The sequence below is a fragment of the Ensifer sp. WSM1721 genome (assembly GCF_000513895.2).
Lineage (GTDB): Bacteria > Pseudomonadota > Alphaproteobacteria > Rhizobiales > Rhizobiaceae > Sinorhizobium.
The window spans coordinates 1,583,711-1,601,865 of the sequence record NZ_CP165782.1; the positions used below are offsets into that span (position 1 = coordinate 1,583,711).

At 61.9% G+C, this 18,155-nt stretch carries 15 protein-coding genes; 5 read left to right on the top strand and 10 right to left on the bottom strand.

Translation table 11 applies throughout. The features are described from left to right. Positions 1–24 precede the first annotated feature (24 nt). A complete protein-coding gene (locus M728_RS07790; protein WP_026623076.1) occupies positions 25–1,335 on the top strand; it encodes a multidrug effflux MFS transporter in 1,311 nt (436 codons plus the stop codon). Between the two features lie 164 nt (positions 1,336–1,499). Here M728_RS07790 and M728_RS07795 read toward each other — a convergent pair whose 3' ends face one another. The 5 genes from M728_RS07795 to M728_RS07815 all read right to left on the bottom strand — a co-directional run bounded on the left by M728_RS07795 (position 1,500) and on the right by M728_RS07815 (position 6,796). Further along, on the bottom strand, positions 1,500–2,324 hold the full coding sequence (locus tag M728_RS07795; RefSeq protein ID WP_026623075.1) for an inositol monophosphatase family protein: 825 nt from the start codon (positions 2,322–2,324) through the stop codon (positions 1,500–1,502). Beyond that, positions 2,321–3,211, bottom strand: coding sequence for a tRNA 2-thiocytidine(32) synthetase TtcA (gene ttcA / locus M728_RS07800; RefSeq protein ID WP_026623074.1), 891 nt, complete (start codon positions 3,209–3,211; stop codon positions 2,321–2,323). Before ttcA ends, M728_RS07795 begins: the two co-directional genes overlap by 4 nt. 119 nt (positions 3,212–3,330) lie before the next feature. Next, on the bottom strand, positions 3,331–4,275 hold the full coding sequence (locus tag M728_RS07805; protein ID WP_026623073.1) for a glutaminase: 945 nt from the start codon (positions 4,273–4,275) through the stop codon (positions 3,331–3,333). Between the two features lie 136 nt (positions 4,276–4,411). After that, positions 4,412–5,029, bottom strand: coding sequence for a 30S ribosomal protein S4 (gene rpsD / locus M728_RS07810; RefSeq protein ID WP_026623072.1), 618 nt, complete (start codon positions 5,027–5,029; stop codon positions 4,412–4,414). Positions 5,030–5,281: 252 nt separating this feature from the next. Further along, the gene (locus M728_RS07815) at positions 5,282–6,796 is read right to left on the bottom strand and encodes an ATP-binding protein (protein WP_026623071.1); all 1,515 of its coding nucleotides are present in this window, start codon (positions 6,794–6,796) and stop codon (positions 5,282–5,284) included. Between the two features lie 242 nt (positions 6,797–7,038). Between M728_RS07815 and M728_RS07820 the strand changes: the two genes are divergently transcribed. Then, complete coding sequence (locus tag M728_RS07820; RefSeq protein ID WP_156528530.1) at positions 7,039–7,215, top strand: hypothetical protein; 177 nt, start codon at positions 7,039–7,041, stop codon at positions 7,213–7,215. Between the two features lie 3 nt (positions 7,216–7,218). Here M728_RS07820 and murI read toward each other — a convergent pair whose 3' ends face one another. Together murI and M728_RS07830 are read right to left on the bottom strand one after the other, a co-directional pair. After that, the gene (murI, locus tag M728_RS07825; RefSeq protein ID WP_026623070.1) at positions 7,219–8,022 is read right to left on the bottom strand and encodes a glutamate racemase; all 804 of its coding nucleotides are present in this window, start codon (positions 8,020–8,022) and stop codon (positions 7,219–7,221) included. Continuing rightward, positions 8,009–8,851, bottom strand: a complete 843-nt coding sequence (locus M728_RS07830; protein ID WP_026623069.1) for an RNA methyltransferase — start codon at positions 8,849–8,851, stop codon at positions 8,009–8,011. Before M728_RS07830 ends, murI begins: the two co-directional genes overlap by 14 nt. Positions 8,852–9,068: 217 nt before the next feature. Between M728_RS07830 and M728_RS07835 the strand changes: the two genes are divergently transcribed. Continuing rightward, complete coding sequence (locus M728_RS07835; RefSeq protein ID WP_026613983.1) at positions 9,069–10,283, top strand: NADP-dependent isocitrate dehydrogenase; 1,215 nt, start codon at positions 9,069–9,071, stop codon at positions 10,281–10,283. Positions 10,284–10,435: 152 nt separating this feature from the next. After that, a complete protein-coding gene (locus M728_RS07840) occupies positions 10,436–11,185 on the top strand; it encodes an HAD-IIB family hydrolase (RefSeq protein ID WP_156943582.1) in 750 nt (249 codons plus the stop codon). Between the two features lie 130 nt (positions 11,186–11,315). On the opposite strand, the gene M728_RS07845 is transcribed toward M728_RS07840, so the two are convergent. Beyond that, positions 11,316–12,164: a GyrI-like domain-containing protein gene (locus tag M728_RS07845; RefSeq protein ID WP_026623067.1), complete on the bottom strand. Its 849-nt coding sequence runs from the start codon at positions 12,162–12,164 to the stop codon at positions 11,316–11,318. A gap of 182 nt (positions 12,165–12,346) precedes the next feature. On the opposite strand from M728_RS07845, the gene M728_RS07850 reads away from it, so the two are divergent. After that, positions 12,347–13,999, top strand: a complete 1,653-nt coding sequence (locus M728_RS07850) for a SulP family inorganic anion transporter (RefSeq protein WP_026623066.1) — start codon at positions 12,347–12,349, stop codon at positions 13,997–13,999. A 48-nt stretch (positions 14,000–14,047) separates the two neighbouring features. Here M728_RS07850 and alaS read toward each other — a convergent pair whose 3' ends face one another. Together alaS and recA are read right to left on the bottom strand one after the other, a co-directional pair. Then, positions 14,048–16,711 (bottom strand): alanine--tRNA ligase, encoded by a 2,664-nt coding sequence (alaS, locus tag M728_RS07855; RefSeq protein WP_026623065.1) that lies wholly within the window; start codon positions 16,709–16,711, stop codon positions 14,048–14,050. Positions 16,712–16,928: 217 nt separating this feature from the next. Next, positions 16,929–18,014 carry a recombinase RecA gene (recA, locus tag M728_RS07860; protein ID WP_026613978.1) on the bottom strand — a complete coding sequence of 362 codons (1,086 nt, stop codon included), beginning with the start codon at positions 18,012–18,014 and terminating at the stop codon, positions 16,929–16,931. Between the last annotated feature and the right edge of the window lie 141 nt (positions 18,015–18,155).

Below are 18,155 nucleotides of genomic sequence, written 5' to 3' on the forward strand. Positions count from 1 at the left end.
ATCAGCTCTTACGGATATTCGACAATGTCTACCATTTCCCAACAATCTTCGCTCGATGAACGGCAATCCGAACATATAGACGGAGTTTCAGGTGCTGCGCGGCTCGGTATGGGTCTCGCCGAATTCATCGTGACCATAGCGGTCATGACGGCGAGCATCGCACTCGCGATCGACAGCATGCTGCCTGCTCTGCCGAGCATTGCGCAATCGCTCAACGTCGCCAACGCCAACGACACACAGCTCGTGATCGGCGTCTTCTTTCTCGGCTTCGGCTTCTCCCAGATCTTCTTCGGAAGCCTTTCCGATGCCTTCGGGCGTCGTGCGGTTCTGCTTGGCGGCCTTGCCCTCTTCAGCTTGTCGATGTTTGCGGCATCCCAGACCGATGACATCGAAACCCTGCTCCTGCTTCGCTTCGTTCAGGGGATCGGTGGCGCCGCCGTGCGCATCACAACGATGGCGATCGTTCGCGACTGCTTTGGCGGTCGCGAAATGGCGCGCGTCATGTCCTATGTGATGATCGTCTTCATGATCGTGCCGATCGTCGCTCCGACGCTCGGCCAGCTCGTGATTGCCTATGCCAACTGGCACTGGATCTTCATCCTGATCGGTGTTGTCGGTGCGGTCCTGTTCGTTTGGGCGCTCACGCGCATGAAGGAATCGCTGCCGCAGGAGGAGCGCCTGCCGCTCTCCGTCGGCGCAGTCCTTTCCGGTTTCCGCACGGTGCTCACAAACCGTATCACCTGCGGTTACATGATTGGCCTCACCCTGTTTACGGCTGTCATCTGCGCTTACATCGTCACCGTCCAGCAGATATTCGGTGAGGTCTACGGCCTCAGTGATTGGCTGCCGATCGCGTTCGCGGGCACAGCCGGCGGCATAGCTGTCGCGAACTTCGCCAACGGTTATTTCGTCCGCAGCTTCGGCATGCGCCGCATCTCGCATGCTGCGATGATCCTCTTCACGTTGCTTTCGGCGATCGGTTACGTCCTGTCGCTCGCCGGCACACCGGCCTTCGCGGTCAGCTATGTCATGTTCTCGATATTGCTGATGTTCTTCGCCGTCATCGCCACCAACTTCACCGCTATCAGCCTCGAGCCGATGGGGCATCTGGCCGGGACCGCGACCGCCGTGACCGGCTTCGTGTCGACGACGGGCGGAGCATTGATCGGCGGCGCCGTGGGACAGCTTTTCAACGGGACACTGCAGCCGCTCTTCGGCGGCTTTGCCCTCTTCGGGCTGCTGACGATCCTCGCCACGCTTTGGGCGGAGAAGGGAAAGCTCTTCACACACCCGGGGGACAAAGAGATGGCGCACGAACACGGCGGCCACATATAACGAAAAAGAGAGCCCGCCCGGTCACTCGGGCGGGCTCTTTCTTCTCATCTACCGCGCTACTGATGTCTCCTTAAATCGACCTCGATTGAAGGACAAAGACATGCAGCAGTCCAAGTGCTGCAGCGATCTTTGCGCGTCTGATAAGACGCGCGGCGCTGTTGCGGTCAGACGGTGAAAACCTCGCGCCGCAGCTCCTCCCAGCTTTCTTTGTCGGTCGCGAGAAGCAGCCCGCCATTCGTGTGGGCCGGGAGATAACGGGATCCGTCGAAGCGCGCAGCGTAGGCGCCCGACTCCTCGGCGATCAGCGTGCCGGCAAGGTGATCCCACGGCATCAGCTTCTGATACATTAGGAAATGCAGGTGGCCGCCGGCGAAGATGCGATATTCATGCGCGGCACAGCGATAGCTGGTGGCCATCCGAACCTTTGCCAGATTGCCCATGACGATCCGGCGTTCGTCCTCCTTGTAGAAAGCGGTCGATGCGCCGCCGACCATGTTTTCGAGCGCGACGCCGGCGGTGACCGCCAATCTTTCCTGCGAGCCGTCAGTCCGGCACATCCAAGCGCCTGAGCCCTTCTCCGCGATGACCCAGTCGTTGCCGAGCGGATCATAGATGATCCCCGCGACCGTCTCGCCCTTGACGACGACACTGGCCATCACACCGAAAAGCGGCAGGCCGGCCGCGAAATTGTAGGTGCCGTCGATCGGATCGACGACGATGGCGAGCTCGGCATCGGCCAGCTTGTCGAGAAGCGCGGGGTCGGCAGCGACGGATTCCTCTCCGATGAAGACGGCCCCCGGCGCGATCGCATCGATCTTCGATTTGATAAGCCTCTCGGCCGCTTCGTCGCCCTCGGTGACGAGGTCGATCGCCTCGGATTTCATCCGCACGTCGCCCGATCCGAGATTGCGGAACCGCGGCAGAATTTCCTTGATCGCCGCCTCCTGCAGAAGATTGGCAAGCGCAGCGATGTCGATGGAATGGCTCATTCTTTCGGCTCCGGAGAAAGGGCTTGGAAATCGAAAAGCTTCGGGTCGAGCAGGTGCGAGGCGTTCACATGGCCGAGCGCGCGCAGCATCGTGTCCTTGCGGCCGGGCATGCGCCGCTCGATATCGGCAAGCATCGCCTTCATCGCATTGCGCTCGAGGCCGTCCTGCGAGCCGCAGAGATCGCAAGGGATGATCGGAAACGCCATTGCGGCCGCGAACTTGGCGAGATCGTCTTCCGCCGCATAGGCAAGCGGCCTTAGCACCATCAGATCGCCCTCGTCGTTCAAGAGCTTCGCCGGCATCGATGCGAGGCGGCCGCCATGAAACAGGTTCATGAAGAAGGTCTCGAGGATGTCTTCGCGATGATGGCCGAGCACCAGCGCGTCGCAACCCTCCTCGCGAGCGATGCGGTAGAGATTGCCGCGTCTCAGCCGCGAACAGAGCGAACAATAGGTCGCTCCTGTCGGAACCTTCTCCTTCACGATCGAATAGGTGTCGCGATATTCGATGCGGTGCTTGACACCGATCGACGAAAGATAGTCCGGAAGAATGTGCTTCGGAAAATTCGGCTGCCCCTGGTCGAGGTTGCAGGCGATGAGCTCGACCGGAAGAAGGCCCCGCCATTTGAGGTCCATCAAAAGCGCCAGCAAGCTGTAGCTGTCCTTGCCGCCCGAGACGCCGACGAGCCAGCGCTTCGCACCCTTGAGCATGTCGAAATCGTCGAGCGCCTGTCGAACCTGCCTGAGCAGGCGCTTGCGCAGCTTGTTGAAGGAGACGGATGACGGCATTCGCGAGAAAAGCGGATGGGCGTCGGCATCAGGGCCAACGTTTTCCGCATCAAGGTCGATGTTCGTCGTGTCGTACGCAGGCGATTGTGCGAGTTCCATGGCGGCAGTCTTCGGATTCTGCGGGCGAAAACGGTGCGCCCAGGTTCTAAAGCTGCACTTGCCCCGTCCGGTTCCGAAGATCAAGGGAAAACAGCGCGAGGCCTGCACTTCGGCTTTGGCTACGGCCCAAACACCGACCAGCCCGTGCGCGCAGCCAGCATTTCAAGTGCCAGCGATCCCAGGAGCGAATTGCCATATTCATTGAGCCCCGGCGACCAGACGGCGACGGAAGCTTTGCCCGGCGCCACCGCCAGGATGCCGCCGCCGACGCCGCTCTTGCCTGGCAGGCCGACGCGGTAGGCGAAATCGCCGGAGCCATCATAGTGGCCGCAAGTGAGCATCAGTGCATTGATGCGCCGTGCGCGCTGGCGCGAGACCACGGAATGGCCGGTCAGCGGATTGGCGCCGCCGGCAGCGAGAAACAGCCCGGCCTTGGCAAGCTGGCTGCAGGTCATGGCGAGCGCGCAGTGATGGAAATAGACGCCGAGCACGTGCTCGACCGGATGATCGAGCCGCCCGAAGGACCGCATGAAACTGGCGAGCGCGAAATTGCGATAGCCCGTTGCCGTCTCTGAACGCGCAACCTCATGATCGATGACGATGCTCTCGTCGTCGGCCAGATAGCGGATGAAGCGCACGATCTCGCCGATCAGTTCCTTTGGCGTATGCCCGGCCAGGATGAGGTCACTGATCGTGATCGCGCCCGCATTGATGAAGGGATTGCGTGGTTTGCCGCCCTCATGCTCGAGCTGGACGATCGAATTGAAGGCCGAACCCGACGGCTCGCGTCCGACCCGGTGCCAGATATTCTCGCCATGCTTGCCGAGCGCCAGCGTCAGCGTGAACACCTTGGAAATGCTCTGGATCGAGAACGGCACCTCGGCATCACCGACGCGATAAACCTCGCCGGCCGTCGTGACGATTGCCATCCCGAAATGACGGGCGTCTACGCGGGCGAGCTGCGGGATATAGTCTGCGACCTTCCCTTCGCCGAGGCGTGGCGTTAGTTCGCAATGGATGTCATCGATGATTGTCTGGAGATCCTGCGCTTTCTGCTCCTGCATACGGCACTCCTCGTTGTAGGACGGGATCTGCGCGGCTGCGCCGCGCCCACCTGACTTATTGGATTGGTTCCGGCTTTCCGCATAAAAAAACCGCCCGTTTCCGGGCGGTTTCCGAATCTACAAGGCCGAGCCCGGATTAACGCGAATAGAATTCGACGACCAGGTGCGGTTCCATGACGACCGGATACGGAACGTCGGTCAGAACCGGAACGCGAGCGAAGGTCGCAACCATCTTGTTGTGGTCGGCTTCGATGTAATCCGGAACGTCGCGCTCGGCGAGCTGCACGGACTCGAGAACCGAAACGAGCTGCTTGGACTTTTCCTTGACTTCAATGACGTCGCCGGGCTTGCAGCGGTAGGAACCGATGTTGACGCGGACGCCGTTGACCTTGACGTGGCCGTGGTTGACGAACTGGCGGGCAGCAAAGACGGTCGGAACGAACTTGGCGCGGTAGACGATCGCGTCGAGGCGCGATTCGAGCAGGCCGATCAGGTTCTCCGGCGTGTCGCCCTTGCGGCGCGAAGCTTCGTCGAAGATCGCGCGGAACTGCTTTTCACGGATGTCGCCATAATAGCCCTTCAGCTTCTGCTTGGCGCGCAACTGCACACCGAAGTCCGAAAGCTTGGACTTGCGGCGCTGGCCGTGCTGGCCGGGGCCGTATTCGCGGCGGTTTACCGGGGATTTCGGACGGCCCCAGATGTTTTCGCCCATGCGGCGGTCAATTTTGTACTTGGACGATTCGCGCTTGCTCATCGCATTTCCTTTCAACAAGTTACGCCGGCTTGTTGCCAAACCGGTCAAGGAAACACGCCCTCCTCTGAACCCATTTTTAAGTTCTGACAGGCTTCTCGCGATCACGCGAACGCGGAGGAGCCACGGGACATGTCAAATGAAACACCGGGCATCGCTGCCCGGCGTTGGGCGGGTGTTTACGCATCGGGCGCCGAATTGTCAACGGAATATGACAGAGGCAACGGCGATTTCCGCCATCTTATCCTCAAAGGCTTATTCCGCAGCGGCCCGCTCGGAGCCGCCGATATCCGGGGCATTCGCGTCGCCCGGAGCCGTCTCCTTGCCGAGATCGGGGAAAGCGACGATGCGCTTGCCTGAGAAATCCGCATGGACGACGATGAGCCCCTGCTCCTCGAAATAGCCAAGCAGCCGCCGCGCGCGGCGGGCGGAGTGCGTGCCGTAAGCCCGCGCGATCATGGCGTCCGAAGGGCACGGCAGGCCGCGCAGGGCCGCCTGTGCCATCATCAGGAACACGCCCTGCAGATCTTCCGTCACCCGATCGGCAAGCCCGAGCGCGGAGGACCAGGTCTCGCTCGCCGCAGTCTCGGCATCGACACCCGACCGGGCAACCGCCATCTTTCGGCGGAAAGCGCCCAAGGAGAGCGCCGGGCCGGGCACGCGACGAATGCGGCATCGGACGAGGAAGTCCTGGAAAAGCTCGGCGTCGGGCCGGAATGCCGCCTCGGGATTTCCCAGGATCTCGACAAAGAGACTGTCGAGCAGGACTTCCCGCTCCTCTGCGGAGATCTCCGGCTGGGCCTGCTTCACCTCGACCGCCCCCGCGGGTTCAGGTCGCTGCCGCGACAATTCGGCGAGAATGTCGGTCGCGGGACGCGGCTGAGGCGCCGGGCGCCGCATGATCGGCCGGCTCAATTCCTCCGGATCGGGCGTGAAGATCAGGTCTTCGACATCCTGCGGCGCTTCCGGCAGCGGCATCAGCTTCGGGCTGGTCGATCGTGCCGAGGTTTCGACCGACCCGATCGTTACCTTCAGCGGCCGCCGCGACAGCGCCGGGCCGAGTGCCACGAAGGAACCGCGTTTCAAGTCGCGGAACATCTCCGCCGTTCGCCGGTCCATGCCGAGCAGATCGGCGGCGCGCAGCATGTCGATGTCGAGGAAGGTGCGTCCCATCAGGAAGTTCGAGGCTTCCGCCGCAACATTCTTGGCGAGCTTCGCCAGCCGCTGCGTGGCGATGACGCCGGCCAGCCCGCGCTTGCGGCCGCGGCACATGAGATTGGTCATGGCGCCGAGCGAGATCTTGCGCGCTTCTTCCGAAACGTCACCGCCCACTGACGGGGCGAACATCTGTGCCTCGTCGACGACCACGAGCACCGGATACCAATACTCGCGGTCCGCATCGAACATCGCGTTCAAAAACACGCCGGCGCTGCGCATCTGCTGTTCTATGTCCAGCCCCTCGAGCGAAAGGACGCAGGAAACGCGGTGTTGACGGATGCGCGTAGCAATGCCGATGAGCTCCGCGTCGGTGCGCTCGCCCTCGACCACCACGTGGCCGAATTTGTCGGCCAGCGTGACGAAATCCCCCTCCGGATCGATGATGCACTGCTGCACCCAGGGGGCGGATTGTTCGAGCAAGCGGCGCAAGAGATGCGACTTTCCGGAGCCGGAATTGCCCTGCACAAGGAGGCGCGTCGCCAGAAGCTCTTCGATATCGAGCGAGGCCGAAGTCCCCTCGGACGTCGTTCCCATGTCGATGCCGACTTTCATTCCCACCTCTTTATCACGGATTGATTCGCGACACACCGCGATCGTCGAACGGGCGACACCTAGCACGGTTTTGCGCGCGGTCAGGACTGCTATTCTGACAACTCACAGGAATACCCTGGTCACTCGGAGACAGAAAACTGCTTCGCAGGAAAAAGCTCGCAAAAGTTGAAAGCAGGTAGAACTGCTCCTATCTCTTTTGGGAGTCTAATAACGGGCTCACATAGGGGTTGCAAACTAATCTGATGTCCCAACGCGAAACCGAAAACCACTTTCAATTTGACAAGCAAATGCGCGAAGCGGGCAAGGACGCTTACCGCGTCATCTCGCGGGCCGAAGCGCGCCGCTCCTGGCTTAGCTTGGCCCTTGCGATCGCCATTGTGCTTGCGCTGGCTGCCTTCATCCTGCCTACAGCCTTCTGACGATTATGCGGAACGCACGGTCAGCCCGAAGCCTTGCATCAACCGTCGCGTGGCGAAATCTGGCTTGCCGGAGGTGAATATCGCCGGGTCTTCCCCGTTCAACGGTTCGAAACCGTTCGGGACTGGAACGAGCGAACGCGCCCGCCGTGCGATCGCCTCGGCTGGATCCAGCCAGTCGACCGGCCAGGGGGCCAGCCGCCGAAAGACGTTCGCCATGAAGGGATAATGCGTGCAGGCCAGCACGACGATATCGGTCTTACCGCCGTCCATCTCCACGAAACAAGGGGTGATCTCTGCCAACACCACCTCGTCCTCCAGCTTCTCGCCGCGAATATAGGCCTCTGCCATGCGCGCCAGGTTTTCCGAACCGACAAGCCGGACATGACATTGCGAGGCGAAGGACTGAATGAGATCGCGCGTATAGGCGCGCTTCACCGTTCCCGGTGTCGCGAGCACGGAGACGAGGCCCGAACGCGTCCTTTCGGCCGCGGGCTTGATGGCGGGGACCGTACCGACGAAGGTCATCTCAGGATAGGCGGCGCGCAAGTCCGCGCCGACGAGCGTGAAGGCCGTGTTGCAGGCGATGACACAGATTTCCGGCTCATGCCTGGCGAGCAACTCGCCGAAAAGGGCGACGACGCGCTCCTTGAGGGCACCCTCCTCCCAGCCGCCATAGGGGAAGCCGTCATCGTCGGCGACATAGATGAAGTGCCGCTCCGGCATCAATACGCGCGCTTCGCGCAGCACCGTCAGTCCACCGATCCCGCTGTCGAAGACGAGAATGGGTTTCAGTTCAGTCGTTGTCACCGCCGCCTTGCACTTTCCTACCACGCCTTTTGCTGCTGTCATCCGGCACGCCTGAGCCCCGCGGGTTTTCGCGCGTGAACCGGTCGAGTGATGAGATCACGCCGCGCAGCACCTGGATTTCAGATTCGCTGAAGGATGGCCGGGTCAGAACAGCGCGGAGATTTTCCACCAATTTCGGCCTTTTGTCGGCGGAGCGGAAATAGTTGCGCGCGTCGAGCGCGTCCTCAAGATGATCGAACAGGCCCTGGAGGTGTTCCTTCGTGGCAGGCCGCTGTTCGATCGCCTGGAACGAAGTTTCATCCTCCGACTCCATACCGGTCTTCATCCATTCATAGGACATCAGCAGCACCGCCTGGGCGAGATTGAGCGAGGCGAAGGCCGGATTGACCGGGAAGGTCACGATCTCGTCCGCCAACGCCACTTCCTCATTGGTCAACCCTGTGCGCTCTCGGCCAAAAATGATCCCAACCCCTTGCCCGCTCTTGAATCGCTGGCGCAGTTCGCGCGCCGCAACGATCGGCGAGCGCACCGGCTTGTAGCCATCGCGGTCGCGCGCGGTGGTCGCATAGACGAAATGGAGGTCCGCGATCGCCTCTTCGAGCGTACCGTAAAGCTTGGCGCTGTCGATCACATGATCGGCGCGGCTGGCGGCAGAGCGCGCCTTTTCGTTCGGCCAGCCGTCACGCGGATTGACGAGGCGCAGCTCCGACAGCCCGAAATTCGCCATGGCGCGCGCCACCATCCCGATGTTCTCGCCGAGCTGCGGATAGGCGAGAATGATCGCCGGGCCTTCGGTCAAGAGTTCGCGCTCGCTGTTGGTGCCTGCCATTTCCGATACCGCTTTCTGTTTGGCGCTTCCCTCGCACAAATGGCTCTCAAATTAAAGTCTTCGATTGGGTTCGTTCGCGAACGGCGGTTCCCTTCCCCGCACCCAAAGTTTCGGCCAAGCATGCTTTGCCTTGCCGGTCCACAGTGCTATAGGGCTGTGGATTTTTCCCACCGGAGGGATGCCGGCTACGGTGTCCCACAAAGCACGAGGCATATTCATGGCAAAGATCAAGGTCGCCAATCCGGTCGTCGAGCTCGACGGCGATGAGATGACCCGCATCATCTGGCAGTTCATCAAGGACAAGCTGATCCATCCCTATCTCGACCTCGATCTCGAATATTACGATCTCAGCGTCGAAAACCGCGATGCGACCGAAGACCAGGTGACGATCGATGCCGCGAACGCCATCAAGAAGCACGGTGTCGGCGTCAAGTGCGCGACGATCACGCCGGACGAAGCCCGCGTCGAGGAATTCAACCTGAAGAAGATGTGGAAGTCGCCGAACGGCACGATCCGCAACATTCTGGGCGGCGTGATCTTCCGCGAGCCGATCATCTGCAAGAACGTGCCGCGCCTCGTGCCCGGTTGGACCAAGCCGATCATCGTCGGCCGTCATGCCTTCGGCGATCAGTATCGCGCCACCGACTTCAAATTCCCCGGCAAGGGCAAGCTCACGATCAAGTTCGTCGGCGAAGACGGCCAGACGATCGAGCACGACGTCTACGATGCGCCCGGCGCCGGCGTTGCACTCGCCATGTATAACCTCGACGAGTCGATCACCGAATTCGCCCGCGCCTCCTTCAACTACGGCCTGCAGCGCAAGGTGCCGGTCTATCTCTCGACCAAGAACACGATTCTCAAGGCCTATGACGGCCGCTTCAAGGACATCTTCCAGAAGGTGTTCGACGAGGAGTTCGCCGCACAGTTCAAGGCCGAAAAGCTCTGGTACGAGCACCGCCTGATCGACGACATGGTCGCCTCGGCTCTGAAGTGGTCCGGCGGCTACGTCTGGGCCTGCAAGAACTATGACGGCGACGTCCAGTCCGACATCGTCGCTCAGGGCTTCGGCTCGCTCGGCCTGATGACCTCGGTGCTGATGACGCCGGACGGCAAGACGGTCGAAGCGGAAGCGGCGCACGGAACGGTCACCCGTCACTACCGCCAGCATCAGAAGGGCGAGGAAACCTCGACCAACTCGATCGCATCGATCTTCGCCTGGACCCGTGGCCTCGCCCACCGCGCCAAGCTCGACGGCAATGCCGAACTTGCGAAGTTCTCCGAAACGCTGGAGCGCGTCTGCGTCGAGACAGTCGAAGCCGGCTTCATGACCAAGGACCTCGCGCTCCTGATCGGTCCCGACCAGCCGTGGCTCTCGACCACCGGCTTCCTCGACAAGATCGACGAGAATCTCAGGAAGGCGATGGCCGCCTAAGGCCGGCCGAGATTGCGCAATGTTCGAAACCCGGCCGATGTGCCGGGTTTCTTGCATTCCGGTGACGTTTACCGCGGCCGGATCACCCGAAGGCTGCTCGGAACAGGTTGCAGCGCCGATCATTTTCCGAGGAACGGAAGGGGCGGTGAGAGATGGCGATCAAGCCCGTAAGACTTGTTGCGTCCGATATCGATGGTACGCTTCTTGGCGATGAGGCAGCCGCCGAACGCTTCCAATGCGCCTGGGATGCTCTCAGCAGGCACGAGCGGCCGCTCCTCATCTACAACAGCGGCCGGCCTGCTGACGACATGCTGGCACTGGTCGATGCAAAGCTGTTGCCGAAGCCCGACTACGTGATCGGGGGCGTCGGCACAATGATTGTCGACGGGCGAATGCGGGCGCGCGCCGAAGCCTTCGTCAAGGAACTTGGCCAGCCGCTTGATGCGGGAGCACTCGCGGCCGTCATGAACACGGTCGAGGGCGTAATACCCCAGGCGGCCGCGGATCAGCATCCGCACAAGTCGAGCTGGTGTCTGCACGACGCCGAAGAGCAACGCATCCATGAGATCGCCGCAAGGTTGGTGGGCGCCGGACTGGATGTCAAACTGATCTATTCGAGCAGACGCGATCTCGACATTCTGCCACACGCAGGCGGCAAGGGGCGAGCGCTTGCCTGGATTTGCCGCGAACTGGCAGTTGAACTCGACCAGGTGGTCGTCGCCGGCGACACCGGCAACGACCGGGAGATGTTCGAAATGCCGCATGTGCGCGGCGTGGTCGTTGCCAATGCGCTTCCCGAGCTGCGCCAAGCCATCGGGCATGATCGCCGACATTTTCTCGCCCAAGCCTCCCATGCCGACGGCGTGATCGAGGGGCTGCGCCACTGGGGTGTCATCGGATAGATCGGCTAATGCATGTCGCTCGAAAGTGCGTTTTTCGGCAGCGGGATGCATAAAAGCAAAGATCTAAAGCGCGTCGCATGGGCCCGTTTAAATGCGAGGCGCTTTATGTTCGGTACCCGCGCGTAAGGCATCATTTCAACGGCAGATGGATTTCCGTGAGCAGCTCCGTCGGGGCGACGTCCCGCGGATTGTTGAGATATTTCTCGAACATCACGCTGTCACGGATCGCGCGGCCGGACTGCGGCAGCCAAGTCGCATAGAGCCACTGATAGGCCTTCGGCATATCGGCGTAAGGCCCCTTGTGGCGCAGCACCGCGTATTGGCCGCCATCGATTTTCCGCGGTGTCAGTGGCGCTTCGACAGGGACGTCGTCCGTCGCCGTCACGCAGGCAAAGGAGCGGAGCTTTTCCGTCGCCACCAGTTCCGGATCATCCAGGTAAATGCCGATCATCTCCATGTCTGGGCGGAACAGGCTGCGTGCAAACAGGGTGCCATAGAGCGTCTCGAAGGCTTGGCCGATGGCCATATAGGAGCCCGAATGGGCTACGCCGACGAGCGCAAGGGGATCGATTTGTCGTAAGGTGACGTCATACATGGCAGGATTTCCTTCCGTCGCGGAGGTTTCGAAGACTCTGTGGCTCCCTTCCCTCCTGTACCGCGCCGGCGGAAGGCCGTAGACGGCCTTGAAGGTGCGGTTGAAGGATTGAATATTCGGGTAGCCGGAGCGTCGCGCAATCGCTTCGACCGCGAGATCGGTCTGGACGAGATCGGCGGCCGCCCTTTGCAGCCGCAACCGCTTTACCGTCGCCGCCAAGGTTTCCCCATGCACCGCACGATAGATGCGGTGCCAATGGTGCGGCGACAGGCATGCGATCTCCGATAACCGGTCGAGATCCAGCTCCTCGTCGAGATGCGCATAGATATGAGCCGAGACGCGGTGGAGCCGCTTCTCATATGCCGCCCATGCAGCGTCACTCATGCCGAATGCCCCTGTCGAACTCTCGCGCTTCGCTGAAACCTTCAAACCACAGATCAATTTCACAAATCCTGCTGACATTAACCTCCCTCGAACCGCTTGTGCAGCGTCGCGACTCGGATAGGCTGAGCGTGCCCGACACGTACGATTCCGCCAGCGTGACGGCATCCGGAAAAGCCTCGCCGATGCCCGACTCCCTCGTTCCGAAAACGATCAGCATCCTTACCGAAGGATATGGCCTCGCCCGCCTGAGGGCCGACGCCCTCGCCGGCCTGACCGTCGCGATCGTCGCGCTGCCGCTCTCCATGGCAATTGCCATCGCCTCCGGCGTGACGCCCGACCGGGGGCTTTACACGGCGATCGTCGGCGGCTTCATCGTCTCGCTTCTCGGCGGCAGTCGCGTGCAGATCGGCGGTCCGGCCGGTGCCTTCATCGTCCTCGTTGCCGCCACCGGCGCGCGACATGGTATCGACGGTCTGCTGCTTGCAACGGCCATGGCCGGCATCATGCTGGTTGCCGCAGGTTATCTGCGGCTCGGAAAATATATTAAGTTCATTCCCTATCCCGTCACCGTCGGCTTCACTGCGGGGATCGCCGTGATCATTTTCGCAAGCCAGTTGCGTGATCTCCTTGGCCTCACGCTTACCGGCGCCGAACCGGGGCCGATCGTTGACAAGGTCATCGCGCTAAGCCGCGCCTCCGGCACGGTCAACTGGGCAGCGGTGCTGACGGCGGCCCTAACGATCGGCATCATTCTCGGGCTGCGCCGGTTGCGGCCGCATTTGCCCGGGATGCTGATCGCCGTCGCAGCCGCCTCGGTCATCGTCGCTCTCCTGCAATTGCCGGCAGAAACGATCGGTACGCGGTTCGGCGGCATCCCGCGCGGGCTGCCTCTTCCTAACTTGCCGCCGCTCTCGCTCGACAAGGCGGCCGCCGTCTTCCCGGACGCAGTCTCGTTCGCCCTTCTCGGCGCGATCGAGTCCTTGCTGTCGGCTGTCGTCGCCGATGGGATGACGGGGCGCAGGCATCGCTCCAGCATGGAACTGATCGCTCAGGGGATCGCAAATATCTCCTCGGCGCTCTATGGCGGCATCTGCGTCACCGGTACGATCGCTCGGACGGCGACAAATGTGCGCGCCGGTGCGACGAGCCCGGTTTCCGGCATGCTGCATTCCGTCTTTCTTCTGCTTTTCATGCTTCTGGCGGCCCCTCTCGCGAGCTATATCCCGCTTGCATCGCTGGCGGGTGTGCTGGCGATCGTCGCCTGGAACATGGTCGAGAAGCCGGCCTTCATGGCGCTTTTGCGCTCCTCCTATGGCGACGCCGTCGTACTGCTCGCCACCTTTCTCATCGTTGTCTTTCGGGAACTCACAGAGGGAATAGTCATCGGTTTCGCGCTTGGCGCGGTGCTGTTCATCGATCGCATGGCGAAAAGCATCTCGGTCGGCGAAACGAAACCGCCGTCGCTTCTGCCCCAGGAGAACGGCGACGAGCATCCCGTCGTTGCCGACGATCCCGATACGGTAATCTATCGCGTTTCCGGTATCTTCTTCTTTGGCTCGGCGGCGACTGTGGGGACCGTTCTCGACCGCATCGCCGACCAGCGCCGCAACTTCGTCCTCGACTGCTCCGAGGTTCCTTTCATGGATTCCACGGCCGCCAACGTCATCGAGGGTACGTTGCGCAAGGCGGAACGCAGCGGAGTTCGCTTCATCATAACCGGGGCGAGTTCGCACGTCCGCCGCACGCTCTATCAGCACCATGTCCGCCCGCCACGCGTCGTGATGCGTGCTTCCGTCGAGGCGGCACTCGACGCCATCCGAAGCGAAAAGGTATGAAAAAGGGCGCCGCAGCGCCCTCCTTTCGATGTTTGCTTCGCTCGCCTCTCAGCCAGCCAGCGCAACTGCGACCGCTTCGATCGCCTCGGCTGCACGCCCGCCGTCCGGCCCGCCGGCTTGAGCCATGTCCGGACGTCCGCCACCACCCTTGCCGCCGAGCGCCGCAGAGGCGACGCGCACCAGATCGACCGCGCTGAGCTTCGACGTAAGGTCGTCCGTCACGGCCACGACGGCGCTCGCCTTGCCATCGCCGCTGACACCGACGAAGGCGACGACGCCGGAACCGAGCGTCTTCTTGCCGTCGTCGGCAAGGCTCTTCAGATCCTTCGGTTCGACGCCGGATACGACCCGGCCGAGGAAGCGGACGCCGCCGATATCGCGGGCAGAATCGCCGGAGCCATTCTGGCCGTCTCCTGCGAGCGCGAGCTTCTTCTTCGCCTCCGTCAGTTCCCGCTCCAGCTTGCGTCGCTCGTCGAGAAGCGCCTCCACCCGGCCGAGAACATCTGCCGGCTGGACCTTGAGCGTAGCCGCGAGCGTCTTCACCCGCTCGTCCTGTTCGTTGAGATAGGCGCGAGCTGCCTCACCCGTCAACGCTTCGACGCGGCGCACGCCGGCACCGACGGCTCCCTCCGCAACAATACGAACGAGGCCGATATCGCCGGTCGCAGACACGTGCGTACCGCCGCAAAGCTCGACCGAATAGGGCTTTCCTGCCTTCGTGCCGCGAATGCCCTGACCCATCGACACCACGCGCACCTCGTCGCCGTACTTCTCGCCGAAGAGCGCCATGGCACCTTCCGCGATCGCATCGTCGACGCTCATGAGCCGCGTGGTCACCGGGGTGTTCTGAACGACGATCTCGTTCGCCATCTCTTCGACAACTTTCAATTCTTCCGCCGTCATCGGCTTCGGATGCGACACGTCGAAGCGCAGGCGATCGGGCGCGACGAGCGAGCCCTTCTGCGCCACGTGTGTGCCAAGAACTTCCCGCAGCGCCTCATGCAACAGGTGGGTCGCGGAGTGATTTGAGCGGAGCCGCGTGCGGCGTGCATGGTCGACCGTCAACGCGGCCGCCTCACCGGCTTTTACGCTGCCTTCCGCCACGACGCAGTAGTGCACGAAGAGACCCTCGCCGCGCTTCTGCGTGTCGGTGACGGTGAGTTTGCCGGTCTCGGTGGTGATGACGCCGGTGTCGCCCACCTGACCGCCTGATTCGCCGTAGAAGGGCGTCTGGTTCAGGATCACCTGGACGGTCTCGCCCTTTGCGGCGGACTCGACCACGGCGCCGTCGCGGACGATCGCCTGGATCACGCCTTCCGCCGATTCGGTGTCGTAACCGAGGAAGTCGGTGGCGCCGTGCTTCTCCTTGAGCTCGAACCAGATGGTCTCGGTCGCAGCCTCGCCGGAGCCGGCCCAGTTGGCGCGCGCCTCGGCCTTCTGTCGTTCCATCGCGGCGGAGAACGCCTCGGTATCGACGCTAATGCCCTTGGCGCGCAGCGCATCCTGCGTGAGATCAAGCGGAAAGCCATAGGTGTCGTAGAGCCTGAAGGCAGTCTCGCCGCTGAACTGATCGCCCTCCGAAAGGCCGGCTGAGGCTTCCGCAAGCAGGTTCAGGCCGCGCTCCAGAGTCTTGCGGAAACGCGTCTCTTCAAGCTTCAGCGTTTCCGAAATCAGAGCTTCGGCCCTCATAAGCTCCGGATAGGCCCGGCCCATCTGGCCGACGAGAGCAGGCAGCAGCTTCCACATCAGTGGCTCCTGCGCGCCGAGCAACTGCGCATGACGCATGGCGCGGCGCATGATCCGGCGCAAGACATAGCCGCGGCCTTCGTTCGACGGCAGCACGCCGTCCGCGATGAGGAAGGCGGACGAACGCAGGTGGTCGGCGATGACGCGGTGGCTTGCGCGGCGGTCGCCCTCGGCCTTGACGCCCGTTGCCTCCTCGGAGGCCGCGATCAGCGCCCGGAAAAGGTCGATGTCATAATTGTCGTGCTGGCCCTGCAGCACCGCGGCGACACGCTCCAAGCCCATGCCGGTGTCGATCGACGGACGCGGCAGGTCGACCCGCTCCTCTTTCGTGACCTGCTCGTATTGCATGAACACGAGGTTCCAGATCTCGATGAAGCGGTCGCCGTCTTCGTCGGCCGACCCGGGCGGTCCGCCCCAGATCTGCTCGCCGTGGTCATAGAAGATTTCCGAGCACGGGCCGCAGGGGCCGGTATCGCCCATGGCCCAGAAGTTGTCGCTCGTCGGTATGCGGATGATGCGGTCGTCGCTGAAGCCGGCGATCTTCTTCCAGAGGCCGTAGGCCTCATCGTCCGTGTGGTAGACGGTGACGAGCAGGCGCTTGGCATCAAGCCCGTATTCCTTGGTGATCAGGTTCCAGGCAAGCTCGATCGCCCGCTCCTTGAAATAATCGCCGAAGGAGAAGTTGCCGAGCATCTCGAAGAAGGTATGGTGCCGGGCGGTGTAGCCGACATTGTCGAGGTCGTTGTGCTTGCCGCCGGCGCGCACGCATTTCTGCGCGGTTGCGGCAGTCGAATAGGGACGCTGCTCGAGGCCGGTGAAGACATTCTTGAACTGCACCATACCGGCATTGGTGAACATCAACGTTGGGTCATTGCGGGGCACCAGGGGGCTCGACGGCACGATCTCGTGGCCGTTCTTGCGGAAATAGTCGAGAAACATCGACCGGATTTCATTCACGCCGCTCATCTTGCGTCCTATCTGTGCACCATTCCCGGCGGCGGCCGGCCTTCACCGGGCCGCCTGCCGCATCTTCAACCCGCGCCTATGCTCATAGCCGCCCCTCCGACGACCGCAGCCAGTCGGAACCACTGGCTTTTATCTTCCGTGCATCACGCTGTCCAGACGCAGCAAAGCCGGCTGCCGCGACGACAGCCGGCTTGATGAAATTCCGTCGTTCGGCTTCTTACATCTCGGCAACGTCGTCGCCGTCGCTCTCCGGTCCACCATTTTCGAGGAAGCGATCGGCGATCAAGCCAGCATTCTGCCTGAGAGTCATCTCGATCTCGCGGGCAAGGTCCGGATTGTCGCGCAGGAAGAGCTTTGCGTTCTCGCGGCCCTGGCCGAGGCGCTGGCTGTTATAGGAGAACCAAGCGCCGGATTTCTCCACCACACCCGCCTTGACGCCGAGATCGATGAGTTCGCCGGTCTTGGAAACACCCTCGCCATACATGATGTCGAATTCCACCTGCTTGAAGGGCGGCGCCATCTTGTTCTTGACGACCTTGACACGGGTCTGGTTGCCGACGACCTCTTCGCGCTCCTTGACCGAACCGATGCGGCGGATATCGAGGCGGACCGATGCGTAGAACTTCAGCGCATTGCCGCCGGTCGTCGTCTCGGGCGAGCCAAACATGACGCCGATCTTCATGCGGATCTGGTTGATGAAGATCACCATGCAGTTGGACTTGGAGATCGAGGCCGTCAGCTTGCGCAACGCCTGGCTCATCAGGCGCGCCTGCATGCCCGGCAGGCTGTCGCCCATCTCGCCTTCGATTTCGGCGCGCGGCACGAGTGCCGCAACCGAATCGACGACGAGCACGTCGATCGCGCCGGAGCGGACCAGCGTGTCGGTGATCTCCAGCGCCTGCTCACCCGTATCGGGCTGTGAGATCAGAAGGTTTTCCAGATCGACGCCGAGCTTGCGCGCATAGACCGGATCAAGCGCATGCTCGGCGTCGACGAAGGCGCAAATACCGCCCTTCTTCTGCGCCTCTGCAACGGTCTGGAGCGCCAGTGTCGTCTTGCCCGAGCTTTCCGGGCCATAAATCTCGATGATGCGGCCTTTCGGCAGGCCGCCGATGCCAAGCGCGATATCGAGGCCGAGCGAGCCGGTCGAGACGGTTTCGATCTCGACGACGCTGTCCTTCGATCCGAGCCTCATGATCGATCCCTTGCCGAACGAACGTTCGATCTGGGAAAGAGCCGCTTCAAGTGCCTTGCCTTTATCCACCGATTTGTCCTCTACGAGCCGCAAAGAGTTTTGTGCCATTGGGTCCACCTTTAGGTTATTGGAGCTATCGAGGCAATGAAGCCGCCGCAGGAGTTTTTGTACATGTTTTGTTCTATTTTGGCAATGGCACATCAAGCAACTGAATAATATGGGAAATTTCTCGAACGTTCGATTCCTGTT